Source organism: Kocuria sp. U4B (assembly GCF_054875615.1).
Window position 1 is genome coordinate 2,910,231 of the sequence record NZ_CM142180.1, and the last position, 15,727, is coordinate 2,925,957.

Sequence of the window (15,727 nt, forward strand, 5' to 3'; positions counted from 1 at the left end):
CCTGTTGTAGAAGTCCTACAAATTCCGGCCCCGGCCGCGGGAGTGCCCGGCCTCAGCCCACGTGCCCGAGGACGACCTTCCAGGGCCGGACCGTGCGCTCGGTGACGACGCCGTGGCGCACCAGGGGGTCCTCGTCGGTGAGCCGCTCGACCTCGGCGGCGTCGGCGGCGGAGAAGACGAGCAGGGCCCCGGCGGGCCCGTCGTCGTCGAACGGGCCGGAGGCCAGGAGCAGCCCCTGCCGGAGGAGCCCGCCGAGGAACTCCCGGTGCTCGGGCCGGCGGGCGGCCAGCACGTCCGCGGGCCCGCCGTAGACGTAGAGGACGGCGAAGGTCGTGGGGGTCTCGGCGCTGCTCATGAGGGCTCCTGGAGCTCGGGCCGGGCGCGGCCGCCGCAGGGACCGGCGGCGGCCCGCCCAGGCGTCTCCCGGGGAGCCCGGCTATTACTGTGGGTACCACCCGACCCTACGCGCGGCGCGCCCCGGCGCCCAGGGACGGGGCCGCACCAGCGAGCGCCGCGCCCGCCGCCCGACCCTCCGAGGAGCACCGTGCCCGATCCCCGCGCCACCGGCGCCGACCTGCGCGCCGCCGCCGCGCTCGCCGCCCTCGACGGCCTGGGCCTGGGGCGCGTCGAGGTCCTCGACGAGGTCGGCTCCACCAACGAGCACCTGGCCGCGGCCGCCGTCCGCCGGCACCGCGGGGCGGCGGACGGGCCCCGCCCGGACCGGCCCTGGGCGGACCTGTCCCTGGTGGTCGCCGGGCACCAGAGCGCCGGGCGCGGGCGCCTGGACCGGGTGTGGACCACCGAGCCGGGCACCGCCCTGACCTTCAGCCTGCTGCTGCGCCCGGCCGACGAGCGCGGCCGGGCCCTGCCCACCCAGCACTTCCCGTGGCTGACCCTGCTCATGGCGGTGGCGGTCGTCGAGGCCCTCGAGGGTCTGGCCGGGGTGGACGCCCGGATCAAGTGGCCCAACGACGTGCACGTGGACGGGCGCAAGCTCTCCGGCCTGCTCGCCGGGCTCGTGGCGGACGGGGACCGTCCGCCGGCGGTGGTCCTGGGCGCGGGGATCAACGTGGGCCAGGAGGAGCTGCCCGTGGCCACGGCCACCTCCGTGCGCCGGGCGACCGGCCGCGCCGTCGAGCGCTCCGCCGTGCTGGCGGCCGTGCTCGCCGCCTTCGTCCCCCTCTACCGCTGCTTCTGCGCCGATCCGTCCGCGGTGGGCCCCGGCGGGGCCATCCGGGCGCGGATCACCGCCCGGATGGAGACCCTCGGGCGCTCCGTGCGCGCCGAGCTGCCGGGCGGGCGCGCCCCGGTCGTCGGCACGGCCGTGGGGCTGGGGGACCACGGGAGCCTGCTGGTGCGCGACGCCGCGGGGGCCGTGCACGAGGTGACGGCGGGCGACGTCGTGCACCTGCGCCCCGCCCCCGCCGCGCCGGAGGGCTGAACGTGCCCGCGCGGATCCCCCTCCAGGCGGGGGAGCGGGTGCTGGTCTCCACCCGGGCCCACGGGCTGCGGCTGCTGCGGCCCTTCCTCGTGCTGCTGCTCACGGTGTTCGCCCTCTCCCTCGTGCAGCGGGCCCTGGCGCTGCGCTGGAACCCCGTCGTGGAGCCCTGGGCCACCGTGCGCTCCGTGCTGGACTACGCCCTGCTGGCGGCCGCCGCCTGGGTGCTCCTGCGCCGGGTGCTGCTCCCGGTCGTGCGCTGGTGGGGCACCCGGTACGTGCTCACCACCCGCCACCTCGTGCTCGTGCGCGGGCGCCGCGCGCCCGTGGCCCTGCCGCTGCGGCAGCTGCGGCGGGCGGGCGTGGAGCCCGGGCGCGGTCCCGCCCTGGGCCGGCGGGACGGGCGGGTCGTGGCCGACTTCGGCCCGTACGGCGGGCTGCGCCTGGAGCACGCCCCCGAGGCGCGGCGGCTGGCCGAGCTCGTGCTCCTCGCCGCCGGCGAGGAGCGGGGCCGGGGACCGGGCGGCCACGGCCCCCTCGGGGGCGCGGGCGAGCCCGAGGCGACCGGAGCCCACTAGAGTGGGACGGGACGCGGTCGCCGCACCGCGCCCGGACCTGCCCGAGCCCTGCGCGCCGAGCGTGCGGCACCCGGGCCGTCCACCAGGAAGAGGAGTGACGCGTGGCCAGTGAGGACTCGGAGACCCAGGGCGAGCCGGTGGTCGGCCCCCAGACGGAGCAGCTCAACCTCAACCTGCACAACCCGGTCCAGGCCAACCTCTACCGCTCGGACGAGTCGAAGGCCGCCGTGCGGGCCCTCGAGCGGACCCTGCTCGGCTCCGAGCGGGGGCTGCGCCGCCGCGAGGCCGCCCGCCGCGGCGGGCTGTCCCTGCTCTCCGCCCGGAAGGTGTGGCGGGCCCTGGGCTTCCCGAACCTCACCGACGACGACGTCTGGTTCACCGAGCAGGACTCCGAGGCGCTGCGGGTGCTCTCCACCATGGTCCTCGAGGAGAAGGTCACCGAGGAGGCGGCCCTGTCCCTGGTCCGCTCGATCGGGCAGATGACCGACCGCATGGTCGTGTGGCAGGTCGAGGCGCTGGTGGAGGACATGGTCGTGCACGAGGGCATGACCGACGCCGCGGCCCGCCGCCAGCTGCTGCACCTGCTGCCGGACCTCATCGACGCGGTCGAGCGGCTGCTCGTCTACTCGTGGCGACGCCAGATGAACGCCGCCGTGCAGCGGCTCGCGATGCGCGTCGAGCGCCCGGACGGGTCCACGAGCACGGACGGCGCCTCCGACGAGGGCGGCTCCATCCTGCCGCTCGCCCGCGGCGTCGGCTTCGCGGACCTCGTCTCCTACACCTCCCTGTCCCGGCAGATGAACGAGCGGACCCTGGCGAACCTCGTGCAGCGCTTCGAGCACCGCTGCGCCGAGGTCATCGCCGTGGGCGGCGGCCGGCTGATCAAGACCATCGGGGACGAGGTCATGTTCCTCGCCGAGAGCCCGCAGGGCGGCGCCCAGATCTCCCTGGCCCTCGCCCGCGCCATCCGGGACGACCCCGAGCTGCCGCAGGCGCGCGTGGCCTTCGTCTGGGGACGGGTGCTGCCGCGCCTCGGCGACATCTACGGGCCCACGGTGAACCTGGCCTCGCGGCTCGTGGCGCTGACCGACCCCGGCTCCGTGCTCGTGGACGCCTCGACCGCCGCGGTGCTCGCCGGGGACGACCGCTTCATCCTCATCCCCCAGGCCACGCGCAACGTGCGCGGCTTCGGCGACGTGCAGCCCGTCGCGCTCTCCCAGGGCGCCGGTCCCGGGCTGGAGGTCGACTTCGAATGAGCGCTCCGCTCGTCATCCGCGCGGGGGCGGCCACGGACCGCGGCCTGCGCCGGGAGTCCAACGAGGACGCCCTCGTGGTCACCGCCGCCATGTGCGCCGTCGCCGACGGCATGGGCGGGCACGAGGCCGGCGAGATCGCGAGCGCCCTGTGCGTGCGCACGCTCGGGGCCTCCCCGCTGTTCGGGCTCGAGGACTTTTACGAGTTCCCGGTGGAGGAGCCGGACGCGCCTCTGGACGTGGCCCGCTTCCGGGCCACCGTGGAGCGGGAGCTGCGCCTGGACCCCGAGATCCCCAACGAGGCGATCGAGGCGGTCCGCCGCGTGCGCTCGGTGCTGTGGCAGGCCGACCGGCACATCCAGGAGGCCTGCGAGGGCCGGGCCGGGACCACGGTCACGGGCGTGTGGCTCCTGCAGATCGACGGCCGGATGCTGTGGATCGTCTTCAACACCGGCGACTCCCGCACCTACCGGCTGCACCCGGACCGCCCCGGGGACGTGGACGGGACCCCCGAGCTCGAGCAGCTGACCGTGGACCACTCCGAGGTGCAGTACCTCGTGTCCATCGGCCAGATCACCTCGGCCCAGGCGCTCGTGCACCCCCGCCGCAACGTCATCACCCGGGCGCTGGGCACGGGGCAGGTGTGGGAGCCGGACGTGTGGGTGCTGCCCGCGCGGCACGGCGACCGGCTGCTGCTGTGCTCGGACGGGCTCACCAACGAGCTCAGCGCCGCCCACATGGCACGGGTGCTGGCCGCGGTGGCCCACCCCAAGGAGGCGGCCGACGTCCTGCTCCAGGCCGCGCTGCGCACCGGGGGCCGGGACAACGTCACCGTGATCGTCGCCGACGCGGTGGTCCCCGGGGAGTTCGCCCCGGGCGCCTGAGCCCCCGCCCACGGCGCCCACGCCCACGACGCTTACGACCACGAGGACGACGGCGATGACCGCTGAGCCCGGCTCCCGCTCCCTCCGGGCGCGGCTGAGGCGCACGGTCCTGCTGGTCGCCGGCCTGAACCTCGCCTACTTCTCCGTCGAGGTCACGGTCGCCGTGGCCATCGGCTCGGTGTCCCTGTTCGCGGACAGCGTCGACTTCCTCGAGGACACCGCGATCAACCTGCTCATCGTCGTGGCGCTGGCCTGGTCCCCGCACCGGCAGGCGCTCGCGGGCAAGGCCATGGCCCTGGTCATCCTGGCCCCCGCCCTGGCCGCGGCGTGGCAGGCCCTCGCCGAGCTCGGTGATCCCGTCCCACCGGACCCTGCGGCCCTGGTGCTCACCGCCGGCGGCGCGGCCGCCGTGAACCTGCTCTGCTCCGCCGTCCTGGCCCGGTTCCGCCACCACGGCAGCTCCATGGCCCGGGCCGCGTTCCTGTCCGCCCGCAACGACGTCCTCGTCAACCTCGCCGTCGTGGCCATGGGCGTGCTCACGGCCTGGACGGGCTCCGGCCGGCCCGACCTGGTGCTGGGGCTGGTCGTCGTCGTCCTCAACGCCGGCGCCGCCAAGGAGGTCTGGGAGACGGCCGAGGAGGAGCGCCTGGCCGCCAGGGCCCTCGCCGGCGAGGAGATCGACTGACCCCCGCCTCCGGGGCGCCCGCCCGGAGCCCGCGCGGGATCAGCGGGCCGGCCGCGGCAGGGCCGCCACCCAGGCGATCCCCGCGGCGACCTGGAGCACCCCGGTCGCCCGCATCAGGCCGGGACGCTCCGCGAACGCCTCCGCGGTCCGGCGCAGCGGAGCGGGCCCGATCGCCCAGCGCGCGGCGTGGGCGGTGGGGAACAGCGCGGCGACGACCCCGTCGCCGATGGTGACGATGGCGATGCTCTCCGCGATCCGCACGTGCACGGGAACCTCCGGGTGGTCGTCGGACGGGCGTGGTGGAACTGCCAGTGTGCCGCGGATCCCCGGAAGGGGCGACGTCACGGTCCGTCATCTCTTGCCCGGCGTCCCCGCCCGCAGTAACGTACAACCAAATGGTTGTAGAAATCGAGTGGACGGACGACCAGGTCGACCGGATCTTCCAGGCCCTCGCGGACACGACCCGGCGCGACATCGTCACCCGGGTGCTCCGCGAGGAGCAGTCGGTCTCGGCGTTGGCGGCGCACTACGCGATGAGCTTCGCCGCGGTGCAGAAGCACGTGGCGGTGCTCGAGCGGGCCGCCCTGGTCGTCAAGCAGAGGCGCGGGCGGGAACAGGTGGTGCACGCGAACATGAGCACGCTGCGCCGGGCCGCCCGGTTGCTGGACGACTACGAGCAGCTCTGGCGCCGGCGCGTGCTGGGCATCGAGGACCTGCTCGCCGAGGAGGTGCCCCCCGAGGTCCGGGGGGCCGAGTAGGAAGGAACGAGGACATGCCGGTCATCGATGTGCAGAAGGACGCAGAGGCGCTGACCCTGACGTTCGTCGCCGAGTTCGACGCCAGCGTGGAGCGCGTCTGGCGGGTCTGGGAGGACCCGCGGCAGCTGGAGCGCTGGTGGGGCCCGCCCGAGTGGCCCGCCACCTTCGAGCAGCACGAGTTCGTCGAGGGCGGGCGCAGCCGCTACTACATGACGGGCCCCGACGGGGAGAAGGCGCACGGGTGGTGGAAGATCACCGCGCTCGACGCCCCGCACCGCCTGGAGTTCGACGACGGCTTCGCCGACCAGCACGGCGAGCCCGAGGTCTCCATGGGCACCAGCCACGGCGTCGTGACCTTCGACGCCGTCGACGGCCGGACCCGCATGACCACGGTCTCGACCTTCGAGAGCGCGGAGCAGCTCGAGCAGATGCTCGAGATGGGCATGGAGGAGGGCATGCGCCAGGCCATGGGGCAGATTGACGGCGTCCTCGCCGACGCCGTGCGCCCCGCCGGCGGCTGAGGCGCGCCCGTCCCCGCACGGCGGCGGCCCCCGGGATCCTCCGGGGGCCGCCACCGTGCGCGAGGACGGATCGGGTCCGCGTGGATCGGGTCCGCGTGGATCAGGTCTGCGCGGATCCGGTCTGCGCGGATCAGGCCTCCACGGGGGCGGTCTCGGGCGCCCCGGCCGGTGCGTCCGCCCCGCGGCCGCGCACCTCGGTGCGCTTCCCGGCCTTCCTCCCGGCCTTCTTCCCCGGCTGCGGCCCCGCCCCCTGCTCCGGCGTCTGCTCGGGCTCCGGCCCGGGCCTGTGCTCCGCTCTCTTCTCCGCCTTCTTCAGCGGCTTCAGCTCCAGGCGGCGCTCGTGCCGGCGCTCGGCCTGCTTCTCGGTGCGCCGCTCGGCCTGCTTCTCGGCGCGCCGCTCCTTCTTCCGCTCCTCGGGTGCCTTCTCGCCCGGGGCGCCCGCGGCCGGTGCGGCGGACCGCCGGGCGGGAGCCCTCTCCTTGACGGGGGCGTCCCCGGAGGCCCGCAGCCGGCGGTAGTGCTCGGCCGCCTCCTCCTGGCGCCGGGCCTCGATGCCCGTGGCGATCTCCGCCCGCAGGTGCTCCGGTGCCAGCTCGAACGCCGCCACGAGGTCCAGGGCGTGCGGGCGCAGCCGGGCGAGCAGACGGTCGATGTACTCGTCGATGCTGCGGCCGCGGCGCATCGACAGGCGGCCGTAGGACAGGTACCACGCGAGGTTCTTCTCGATCAGCCGCAGCCCGAAGACGTCGCGCAGCCAGGTCAGCACCGTGCGGGTGCCCGGGTCCTCCACCTGCTGCACGCCCCGGGTGAACGCCTCCCACTGCAGCAGCTCGGCGTGGGCGCGGGCCGCGGCGATGAGCTTGTACTGGTGCTCGTTGAACAGGGCGGCGGCCTCGGCGCGGGGCAGCTTGGCGCTGGGCCGCAGCGCCTCGGCGATCTCCGCGACCATCGTCTCCACCCGGTCGGCGAGCAGCGCGTGCTGGGCGGACTCGTCGCGCAGGGCGTTGACGGAACGGCGCACGTCGCCGGTGTCCCGGAACGCCTGCCCCAGCTTGCGCAGCCCCGACCGGTGGTACGTGGCCTCGGTCGCCCGGCCGGCCACGTAGCGGGCCATCACGCCCACGTCCACGTTCTTGAACTCGTTGGACCAGTCCGACAGCAGCCGCTTGGCCACCAGCTGCAGCAGCACGGTGTTGTCGCCCTCGAACGTCGCGTAGACGTCGAGGTCGTGGCGCAGCGAGGTCAGCCGGTTCTTCGTCAGGAACCCCGCCCCGCCGCACGCCTCCCGGCACGTCTGCAGGGTCTCGAGCGCGCTCCACGTGGAGAGGGCCTTGAGCGCCGCGGCGAGGGTCTCCAGGTCCTGCCGGTTCTCGTCCGTGTCCTCGCGGCCGGAGAAGACGTCGTCGTACTTGTGCAGCAGCTCCTGGTGGGCGAAGTGCATGGCGTACGTCTCGGCGAGCAGCGGCAGCAGCCGCCGCTGGTGCTGCTGGTAGTCCAGCAGCACCTCCTCCTGCACGTCCGAGGACGCGTTGAACTGGCGGCGCTCGCTGCCGTAGCGGACCGCGATGCTCAGCGCGACCTTGTTCGCCACGACGGCCGCCCCGTCGAGGGAGACCCGGCCCTGCACGAGCGTGCCGATCATCGTGAAGAACCGCCGGCCCGGGCTCGCGATGGGGGAGCTGTAGGTGCCGTCGGGGGCCACGTCCCCGTACTTGTTGAGCAGGTGCGTGCGCGGCACCCGGACCCGGGTGAAGTGCAGCCGGCCGTTGTCGATGCCGTTGAGCCCGCCCTTGTGGCCGTCGTCCTCCCCGCCCACGCCGGGAAGGAAGTTCCCGTCCTCGTCGCGGATCTCCACGTAGAACGCGTGCACCCCGTGGTCGACCCCGAGGGTGATCAGCTGGGCGAAGACCACGGCGGCGCGACCGTGCACCGCGGCGTTGCCGAGGTAGTCCTTCCACGCCGCCCTGAACGGCGTGTGGATCTCGAACTCCTCCGTGGCCGGGTCGTACGTCGCCGTCGTGCCGATGGAGGCGACGTCGGAGCCGTGGCCGGTCTCGGTCATGGCGAACACGCCGGGGACCGTCAGGTCGCGGATGCCGTCGAGCCAGCGGCGGTGGTGCTCCTCGGTGCCGAGGTTGAGCACCGCGGAGCCGAACAGGCCCCACTGCACCCCGGCCTTGATCTGCATCGAGGGGTCCCCGAGCAGCAGCTCCTCGAACCCGGAGACGTTCCCGCCCGGGTCGTCCTGCCCGCCGTAGGCCTCCGGCAGGCCGCGGCTCATCGTGCCGTGCTCGACGAGCAGGTGCAGCTGGCCCAGCACCCGCTCGCGCTGGTCCTGGTAGGTGAGGTTCTCCCGGGTGTGCAGCCGCTCGTCGAGCAGCATCCGGCGGGTCTCGCGCCGGACCTCGGCCCAGCGCCCGAGCAGCAGCTCGCCGAGGGCGGCGACGTCCACGGCCGGGTCCGCGGCGGTGGGAGGGGGAACGGGGCGGTCGACGGTGGTGGTCATGGTCGCTCCTGTCGTGGGTGCCCGGGCGCCGCCGGCGGTGGCCGGGCGCCCGCGGGGCGGTGGTGGGTCGGAACAGCGGGTCGGAACGGTGGGCCGGACGGGCGGTCCGGCGCGGAGGATCAGCCGGCGGGGTCTCCCGGCGCGGGCGCGACGGAGGGGCGCAGGCCGTTGACGGCCCACCCGAGGATGAGCTCCGCCATCCGCTCGCGGGGCGGGCGGGCCGTGCCCGCGGGCGTGTTCATCCAGGCCTCGCCGGCGCCCCGGACCATGCCGATCGTGGAGGACGCCCAGTAGCTGAGCAGCGGCTCCTCCAGCCGGCGCCCGTCGGGGGAGTGGCGCACGTGCGCCTCCGCGAGCAGGGACGCCACGGAGTCGGCGAACTCCTCGATGAGGTAGCGCTGCCCGTGCGGGTCCGGCTCGGCGGGCGGCTCCTCCCTGCCCGCCTTCTCGCCCCTGGCGCGCTCGTGGCGGCCGGGGTCCGGGGCCACCCCGACGACGAAGCGGTACACCGCCGGGGAGCGCTCGATGCTCAGCAGGTACTCCGCGACCATCGCCTCCACCGTGCCCTCGAACGTGCCGGCCGCGCGGGCCGCCTCCCCGAGCCGGTCGCGCATGCGCGTCACGGTGTACTCGCCCACCGCCCGCTGCAGCCCCGCCTTGTCCCCGAAGTACCGGTAGTAGACGGACTTGGAGGTGCGGCACGCGGAGGCGATCTCCTCCATGGACGCCTGCGGCCCGATCTCGTCCACGGCGCTGCGCGCGGTGCGGATGAGCTCGACCCGGCGCTGGGCGCGGTGCCGGGCCCAGCGGGACGAACGGCCGTCGGGGGCGGGAGCGGCGTCCTCGGGGGCGGGCTCCGGCGTGTCGATCTGTTTCACGATACCCAGGGTATCAGGTAATATCGGCGGTGACGTGACCACCATCACAGCAGACCGAGGAGCACCTCATGACCGAGTCCCCCCGCCCCGACCAGGCTCCCGGCCGGGCCGCCGAGCACGGCCCGGAGTCCACCGCCGAGCGGACGACCCCGAGCGGCGCCGACCGGACCGGCTTCGCCCGCCGTGCCGTCGTGGTCGGCGGCAACCGGACCCCGTTCGCCCGGGCCCACGGCGCCTACGCGAGCGCGAGCAACCAGGACATGCTCACCGCCGCCCTCGACGGCCTGGCCGCGCGCTACGGCCTCGCGGGCGAGCGGATCGGCGAGGTCGCGGCCGGCGCGGTGCTCAAGCACCCGAAGGACTTCAACCTCACCCGCGAGGCCGTGCTCGGCTCCGTCCTGGACCCCCGTACCCCCGCGTTCGACGTCCAGCAGGCGTGCGCCACCGGGATGGAGGCCGTCTCCACCCTGGTCAACAAGATCCGCCTGGGGCAGATCGACTCCGCGATCGCCGGCGGCGTGGACTCCGCCTCGGACGCCCCCGTCGTCGTGAGCGAGCGGCTGCGCCGGTCCCTGCTGGAGCTCAACCGGGCGAGGACCACCCCGCAGAAGCTGCGCGCGCTCGCGAAGCTGCGCCCGGCGGACCTCAAGCCCGTGGCCCCCGGCACGGGGGAGCCGCGCACCGGCCTGTCCATGGGCGAGCACCAGGCCCTCACCACCGCCCGCTGGGACATCACCCGCGGGGCCCAGGACGAGCTGGCCGCCGCCAGCCACCGGAATCTCGCCGCCGCCTACGACCGCGGCTTCTTCGACGACCTCGTCACCCCGTTCCGGGGCCTGTCCCGCGACGACAACCTGCGCCCGGACAGCACCGTCGAGAAGCTCGCCGGGCTCAAGCCCGTGTTCGGGAAGTCCCTCGCCGCGGAGGCCACCATGACGGCGGGCAACTCCACGGCCCTCACCGACGGGGCCTCCGCCGTGCTGCTCGCCTCCGAGGACTGGGCCGCGGAGCACTCCCTGCCCGTGCTGGCCGAGGTCGTGGACGTCGAGGCCGCGGCCGTCGACTTCGTGCACGGGGACGAGGGCCTGCTGATGGCCGGCGCCTACGCCGTGCCCCGCCTGCTCGAGCGCCAGGCGCTGACCTTCGCGGACTTCGACTTCGTCGAGATCCACGAGGCGTTCGCCGCCACGGTGCTCGCCAACCTCGCGGCGTGGGAGGACGAGCAGTTCGGCCGCGAGCGGCTCGGCCTGGCCGGCGCGTTCGGCACCGTGGACCGCGCCCGGCTCAACGTCGTCGGGTCCTCCCTGGCGACCGGCCACCCGTTCGCCGCGACGGGCGGGCGCATCATCGCGACCCTCGCCAAGCTGCTGCGCGAGCGCGCGGACGCGACCGGCCGTCCCGCCCGCGGGCTCGTCTCCGTGTGCGCCGCCGGCGGCCTGGGCGTCGCCGCCGTCCTCGAGGCCCGCTGACCCGGCCGTCCCCGCCCCCCTCCGACCAGCAAGGACACCGAAGGACCCCTCATGGCAGACACCTATCTCGACCTCGTCAGCTCCGCCCCCGGCGCCGAGCTCGCCCGCCGGCTCGGGCTGCCCCGCCCGGTGCGGCTGCGCCGCCACCGGGCGGGGGCGCCCCTGGTGCCCGGCCCGGTGCTCGTGCTCGGCCGCGGGGAGGAGGCGGACCGGATCGCCGCGGCCCTGCTCGGCTGGGACCTCGACGTCCGCCGCCACCCCGACGACGTCGCCCGCTTCGGGGCGGTCGTGCTGGCCCTCACGGAGCTCACCGCGCCCGCGCAGCTGGCGGAGCCCGCGCTCGGGCTGGGCGGCGTGCTGCGCTCCCTGGCCCCCGGCGGGCGGGTGGTCGCCGTCTCCCGGCCCGCCCCGGGGATCGGCGCGGGGGCGGCCTCGGCCACCCCCGCGGGCGCCGTCCCGCTCCCGCCCGCCGAGGCCGCGGTGCGCCAGGCCGTCGTCGGCCTCCTGCGCTCGGTCGCCCAGGAGCTGCGCGGCGGGGCCACCGCCAACGGCGTCCTGCTCGCCGAGGGCGTGGCCCCGGAGGCCCCGAGCGTGCTGGGCGCCCTGCGCTTCCTGCTCTCCGGGCGCAGCGCGTTCGTCTCCGGGCAGTTCGTCACGGTCGGCGACGACGCCGGGCCGCTGCCCGCCGACTGGGAGGCCCCGCTGCGGGGCAGGGTGGCCGCCGTCACCGGCGCCGCCCGGGGCATCGGCGCGCAGATCGCCCGGACCCTCGCCGAGGCCGGCGCGCGCGTCGTCGTCGTCGACGTCCCCGCCGCCGGCGAGGCCCTCGCCGGGCTCGCCAACGAGCTGCGGGCCGTGGCCCTGCAGCTCGACGTCACGGACGAGCGCGCGGGGGAGCGGATCCTGGAGCTCGCCCGCGAGCGCTTCGGCTGCCTCGACGTGGTGGTGCACAACGCCGGGATCACCCGGGACAGGCTGCTCGCCAACATGGACGAGGCCCGCTGGTCCTCCGTGCTCGCCGTCAACCTCGAGTCCCAGCTGCGGATGAACGACCAGCTCCTCGCCGGGGAGGGGCTCGGGCAGGCCCCGAGGATCGTGTGCCTCGCCTCCACCAGCGGCGTCGCCGGCAACCGCGGCCAGACCAACTACGCGGCCTCCAAGGCAGGGGTGATCGGGATGGTCGCCGCGACGGCGCCGCTGCTCGCCCGGCGCGGGGGCACCATCAACGCCGTGGCCCCCGGGTTCATCGAGACGGAGATGACCGCGCGGATCCCGGCGGCCCGCCGCCAGGTCGCCCGCCGGCTCAACTCGCTCCAGCAGGGCGGGCTGCCGGAGGACGTCGCGCAGGCCGTGCTGTTCCTGGCCTCGGACGCCGCCGGCGGCGTCAACGGCCAGACGCTGCGCGTGTGCGGTCAGAACCTGGTGGGGGCGTGAGCGTGGACGCCACCGCCCGCGAGCAGGTCGTGCTCACCGACGTCCCCTCCCTGCGCCGCCTCTACGCCCGGGCGGGCGCGACGGCGGCCGGGAGCGGGCTGACCCGCGCGCTCGGCGCCCGGCGGCCGGGCCGCGCCGGCGAGGCCCCGGCCGTGCCCGGGCTGCCGGCGACCGAGCACGTGGTCGAGGGCGTGACCGTGGCCGCGGCCGGGCACGAGGCGTTCTGCCGCGTGGTCGGCGCGCCCCTGCGGGAGGGCCCCGGCGGGACCGAGGCGTTCTCGGGACACCTGCACTCCCTCGCCTTCCCCGTGGCCATGAGCGTGCTCACCCGGCGCGACTTCCCGCTGCCGGTCCTGGGCATGGTCCACCTGGCCAACGACGTGGAGCACCGCCGGCCCGTGGCGGTCGGGGAGGACCTCACCGCCACCGCCCACGCCGAGAGGCTGCGCCCGCACCGGGCCGGCGCGCAGGTCGACGTCGTCGCCCGCCTCGCCCGGGAGGACGGCGAGCTCGTCTGGGAGGGGCGCTCCACCTACCTGGCCCGCGGGGTGCGGGTGCCGGGCCCGGTCGCCGACGCGCCGCGCGCGCAGTTCGTCCCGCCCGCGCCCACGGCGAGCTGGCGGCTGCCGGGCGGCGTGGGCCGCGACTACGCGGCGGTGAGCGGGGACTGGAACCCCATCCACCTCTCGGGCCCGTCCGCGCGCGCCCTCGGGATGAAGGGCGCCATCGCGCACGGCATGTACACCGCCTCCCGCGCCCTCGCCCAGGTCGGCGTCCCCGCCGGCACGGCCTTCCGCTGGACGGTGGAGTTCGCGGCCCCGGTGCTGCTGCCGGGCACCGTGGCCGTCGCCGTCGCCGACGACGGGCGCGGGCCCGGCTGGCGGAGCTCCACCTACGCGGGGTGGGACCCGCGGCGTGGGCGCCCCCACTTCACCGGCGCGGTGACGCGCCGGGACGGCTGAACCGACGGCGCGGCCGGGTCCCCCGGCCGCGCCGTCGGCCGTGCTGTCCGCGCCGTGGGCCACAATGGTCCGGTGAGCCCACAGCGAAGCACAGCAGCGAAGCCCGTCGACGCCACCGGACAGGACCTGAACCCGGCCGAGCCCGGCGAGGACCTCAAGACCGAGTACGCGGACCTCGTGGACCGGGTGCGGCAGGCGCGCACGGCGTACTACGTGGAGGACGCCCCCACCATCTCCGACGCCGAGTACGACGCGCTCTACCGCCGGCTCGAGGAGATCGAGGCCCTGCACCCGCAGATCGTGGCCAACGACTCGCCGACCCAGGAGGTCGGCGGCGAGGTCTCCGCGGCGTTCACGCCGGTGCAGCACCTGGCGCGGATGTACTCCCTCGAGGACGTCTTCTCGATCGACGAGCTCACCGCGTGGATGGACAAGGCCGCCGCCTCGATCGCGGCGCTGCCCGGGGCCCCGGACCCCGCGTGGCTGACCGAGCTGAAGATCGACGGCCTGGCCGTGAACCTGCTCTACCGCGACGGCGAGCTCGTGCGGGCCGCGACCCGCGGCGACGGCACCACCGGGGAGGACGTCACGCACAACGTGCGCACCATCGCGTCCATCCCGGCGCGGCTCGCAGGGGAGGACGTCCCCGCGGAGGTCGAGGTCCGCGGCGAGGTGTTCATCTCCTCCCGCGACTTCCGTGCCCTCAACGAGGCGATCGTCGCCGAGGGCCGCGCGCCCTTCGCGAACCCCCGCAACGCCGCGGCCGGCTCCCTGCGGCAGAAGGACCCGGAGGTCACCGCCCGCCGCCGGCTGTCCATGTACGTGCACGGCATCGGCGCCGCCACGGGCCTGGAGGCGCCGAGCCAGTCCGCGGTCTACGGGCTGCTCGAGCGCTGGGGCCTGCCCGTGAGCCCCTACTACAAGGTGCTCTCCTCCGTCGAGGAGGTGCTCGCGTTCATCGAGGAGTACGGCCACCGCCGCCACGACCTCCTCCACGAGATCGACGGCATCGTGGTGAAGGTCGACGACCGGCGCACGCAGTTCCGCCTCGGGCACACCTCCCGCGTGCCGCGCTGGTCCGTCGCCTACAAGTACCCGCCCGAGGAGGTCAACACCACGCTGGTGGACATCCTGGTCAACGTGGGCCGCACCGGGCGGGTCACCCCCTTCGGCCTCATGGAGCCCGTGCGGGTCGCCGGGTCCACCGTGGAGATGGCCACCCTGCACAACCAGGACGTCGTGAAGGCCAAGGGCGTGCTCATCGGCGACACCGTGGTGCTGCGCAAGGCCGGGGACGTCATCCCCGAGATCGTCGGGCCCGTGGTGGCGCTGCGGGACGGCACCGAGCGCGAGTTCGTGATGCCCACCCACTGCCCCTCCTGCGGCACCGAGCTGCGCCCGGCCAAGGAGGGCGACGTCGACATCCGCTGCCCCAACGCCCGCAGCTGCCCCGCCCAGCTGCGGGAGCGGGTCTTCCACGCCGCCGGGCGCGGGGCGTTCGACATCGAGGCGCTCGGCTACGAGGCCGCCCTCGCCCTCACCCACCCCGCCGAGCCCGCGACCCCGCCGCTGACGAGCGAGGCCCACCTGTTCGACCTCACCGCCGAGGACCTGCGCGACGTGCGGATCCGGCGGGAGCGGAGGTCCAAGGGTGTCGCCACGGGCGAGACCGAGCTCGTGCCGTACTTCTGGACCAAGGGCACCGCGAAGAAGCCCTCCGAGCCCACCGCGACCACCCGCAAGCTCTTCGAGGAGCTCGAGAAGGCCAAGTCCCAGCCGCTGTGGCGGGTGCTCGTAGCGCTGTCCGTCCGGCACGTGGGACCCACCGCCGCCCGCTCCCTGGCCACCGCGTTCGGCTCCATGCGGGCGATCCGGGAGGCCGACGAGGCGACGCTCGCGCAGGCCGACGGCGTGGGCCCGACCATCGCCGCAGCCCTCACCGAGTGGTTCGCCGAGCCCTGGCGCCGCGAGATCGTCGACCGCTGGGCGGCCGCCGGCGTGCGCATGGAGGACGAGGTGGACGCGTCCGTGCCCCGCACCCTCGAGGGGGTCACCGTGGTGATCACCGGCAGCCTCGAGCGCCACAGCCGCGACTCCGCCAAGGAGGCCGTGCTCGTGCGCGGCGGCAAGGCCGCCGGCTCCGTGTCGAAGAAGACGCAGTTCGTGGTGGCGGGCGAGAACGCGGGCTCCAAGCTGGACAAGGCCGAGCAGCTGGGCGTGCCGGTGCTCGACGAGGACGGCTTCGAGCGGCTCCTCGCCGAGGGGCCCGGCGCCTTCGCCGGCACCGAGGCCACGGACGGCGGGGCCACGGGCACCGGCCCCGAGGCCGCCGCCCTGCTCGACGACGGGAACGGGGAGTGA

15 protein-coding genes are annotated in these 15,727 nt (G+C 75.5%); 11 read left to right on the plus strand and 4 right to left on the minus strand.

Features of this window, described 5'->3' with window-relative positions; all coding sequences use genetic code 11:
- Window positions 1-52: 52 nt before the first annotated feature.
- Window positions 53-355 (minus strand): YciI family protein, encoded by a 303-nt coding sequence (locus tag ACYSMR_RS13655; RefSeq protein WP_309126571.1) that lies wholly within the window; start codon window positions 353-355, stop codon window positions 53-55.
- Between the two features lie 189 nt (window positions 356-544).
- Between ACYSMR_RS13655 and ACYSMR_RS13660 the strand changes: the two genes are divergently transcribed.
- The 5 genes from ACYSMR_RS13660 to ACYSMR_RS13680 all read left to right on the plus strand — a co-directional run bounded on the left by ACYSMR_RS13660 (window position 545) and on the right by ACYSMR_RS13680 (window position 4,838).
- Window positions 545-1,441, plus strand: coding sequence for a biotin--[acetyl-CoA-carboxylase] ligase (locus ACYSMR_RS13660; protein WP_461745944.1), 897 nt, complete (start codon window positions 545-547; stop codon window positions 1,439-1,441).
- Window positions 1,442-1,443: 2 nt separating this feature from the next.
- Window positions 1,444-2,016 carry a hypothetical protein gene (locus tag ACYSMR_RS13665; RefSeq protein WP_461745946.1) on the plus strand — a complete coding sequence of 191 codons (573 nt, stop codon included), beginning with the start codon at window positions 1,444-1,446 and terminating at the stop codon, window positions 2,014-2,016.
- Between the two features lie 101 nt (window positions 2,017-2,117).
- Window positions 2,118-3,272, plus strand: a complete 1,155-nt coding sequence (locus ACYSMR_RS13670) for an adenylate/guanylate cyclase domain-containing protein (protein WP_309126608.1) — start codon at window positions 2,118-2,120, stop codon at window positions 3,270-3,272.
- Window positions 3,269-4,153 (plus strand): PP2C family protein-serine/threonine phosphatase, encoded by an 885-nt coding sequence (locus ACYSMR_RS13675; RefSeq protein ID WP_461745948.1) that lies wholly within the window; start codon window positions 3,269-3,271, stop codon window positions 4,151-4,153. Before ACYSMR_RS13670 ends, ACYSMR_RS13675 begins: the two co-directional genes overlap by 4 nt.
- A 55-nt stretch (window positions 4,154-4,208) precedes the next feature.
- On the plus strand, window positions 4,209-4,838 hold the full coding sequence (locus ACYSMR_RS13680) for a cation transporter (RefSeq protein WP_461745950.1): 630 nt from the start codon (window positions 4,209-4,211) through the stop codon (window positions 4,836-4,838).
- A 39-nt stretch (window positions 4,839-4,877) separates the two neighbouring features.
- Here ACYSMR_RS13680 and ACYSMR_RS13685 read toward each other — a convergent pair whose 3' ends face one another.
- Window positions 4,878-5,183 carry a hypothetical protein gene (locus ACYSMR_RS13685; protein ID WP_461745952.1) on the minus strand — a complete coding sequence of 102 codons (306 nt, stop codon included), beginning with the start codon at window positions 5,181-5,183 and terminating at the stop codon, window positions 4,878-4,880.
- Window positions 5,184-5,233: 50 nt separating this feature from the next.
- Between ACYSMR_RS13685 and ACYSMR_RS13690 the strand changes: the two genes are divergently transcribed.
- Window positions 5,234-5,596 (plus strand): ArsR/SmtB family transcription factor, encoded by a 363-nt coding sequence (locus ACYSMR_RS13690; RefSeq protein ID WP_461745954.1) that lies wholly within the window; start codon window positions 5,234-5,236, stop codon window positions 5,594-5,596.
- Window positions 5,597-5,610: 14 nt separating this feature from the next.
- Complete coding sequence (locus ACYSMR_RS13695; protein ID WP_461745956.1) at window positions 5,611-6,117, plus strand: SRPBCC family protein; 507 nt, start codon at window positions 5,611-5,613, stop codon at window positions 6,115-6,117.
- A gap of 130 nt (window positions 6,118-6,247) precedes the next feature.
- On the opposite strand, the gene ACYSMR_RS13700 is transcribed toward ACYSMR_RS13695, so the two are convergent.
- Window positions 6,248-8,623 carry an acyl-CoA dehydrogenase family protein gene (locus ACYSMR_RS13700; protein ID WP_461745958.1) on the minus strand — a complete coding sequence of 792 codons (2,376 nt, stop codon included), beginning with the start codon at window positions 8,621-8,623 and terminating at the stop codon, window positions 6,248-6,250.
- 119 nt (window positions 8,624-8,742) lie between these two features.
- Window positions 8,743-9,501 (minus strand): TetR family transcriptional regulator, encoded by a 759-nt coding sequence (locus ACYSMR_RS13705; protein ID WP_461745960.1) that lies wholly within the window; start codon window positions 9,499-9,501, stop codon window positions 8,743-8,745.
- Window positions 9,502-9,569: 68 nt separating this feature from the next.
- On the opposite strand from ACYSMR_RS13705, the gene ACYSMR_RS13710 reads away from it, so the two are divergent.
- From ACYSMR_RS13710 to ligA, 4 genes are all read left to right on the plus strand, one after another.
- Complete coding sequence (locus ACYSMR_RS13710) at window positions 9,570-10,970, plus strand: acetyl-CoA C-acetyltransferase (protein ID WP_461745962.1); 1,401 nt, start codon at window positions 9,570-9,572, stop codon at window positions 10,968-10,970.
- Between the two features lie 51 nt (window positions 10,971-11,021).
- On the plus strand, window positions 11,022-12,404 hold the full coding sequence (locus ACYSMR_RS13715; RefSeq protein WP_461745964.1) for a 3-oxoacyl-ACP reductase: 1,383 nt from the start codon (window positions 11,022-11,024) through the stop codon (window positions 12,402-12,404).
- On the plus strand, window positions 12,401-13,366 hold the full coding sequence (locus tag ACYSMR_RS13720; protein WP_461745966.1) for a MaoC/PaaZ C-terminal domain-containing protein: 966 nt from the start codon (window positions 12,401-12,403) through the stop codon (window positions 13,364-13,366). The genes ACYSMR_RS13715 and ACYSMR_RS13720 overlap by 4 nt, the downstream gene beginning before the upstream one ends.
- A 72-nt stretch (window positions 13,367-13,438) precedes the next feature.
- Window positions 13,439-15,727 (plus strand): NAD-dependent DNA ligase LigA, encoded by a 2,289-nt coding sequence (ligA, locus tag ACYSMR_RS13725; protein ID WP_461745968.1) that lies wholly within the window; start codon window positions 13,439-13,441, stop codon window positions 15,725-15,727.

Bases quoted from the DNA above. Each gene is read 5' to 3' on its own strand.
- ACYSMR_RS13655 (WP_309126571.1), bottom strand. From the start codon at position 355: ATGAGCAGCGCCGAGACCCCCACGACCTTCGCCGTCCTCTACGTCTAC.
- ACYSMR_RS13710 (WP_461745962.1), top strand. From the start codon at position 9,570: ATGACCGAGTCCCCCCGCCCCGACCAGGCTCCCGGCCGGGCCGCCGAG.
- ACYSMR_RS13700 (WP_461745958.1), bottom strand. From the start codon at position 8,623: ATGACCACCACCGTCGACCGCCCCGTTCCCCCTCCCACCGCCGCGGAC.
- ACYSMR_RS13695 (WP_461745956.1), top strand. From the start codon at position 5,611: ATGCCGGTCATCGATGTGCAGAAGGACGCAGAGGCGCTGACCCTGACG.
- ACYSMR_RS13680 (WP_461745950.1), top strand. From the start codon at position 4,209: ATGACCGCTGAGCCCGGCTCCCGCTCCCTCCGGGCGCGGCTGAGGCGC.
- ACYSMR_RS13715 (WP_461745964.1), top strand. From the start codon at position 11,022: ATGGCAGACACCTATCTCGACCTCGTCAGCTCCGCCCCCGGCGCCGAG.
- ACYSMR_RS13675 (WP_461745948.1), top strand. From the start codon at position 3,269: ATGAGCGCTCCGCTCGTCATCCGCGCGGGGGCGGCCACGGACCGCGGC.
- ACYSMR_RS13690 (WP_461745954.1), top strand. From the start codon at position 5,234: ATGGTTGTAGAAATCGAGTGGACGGACGACCAGGTCGACCGGATCTTC.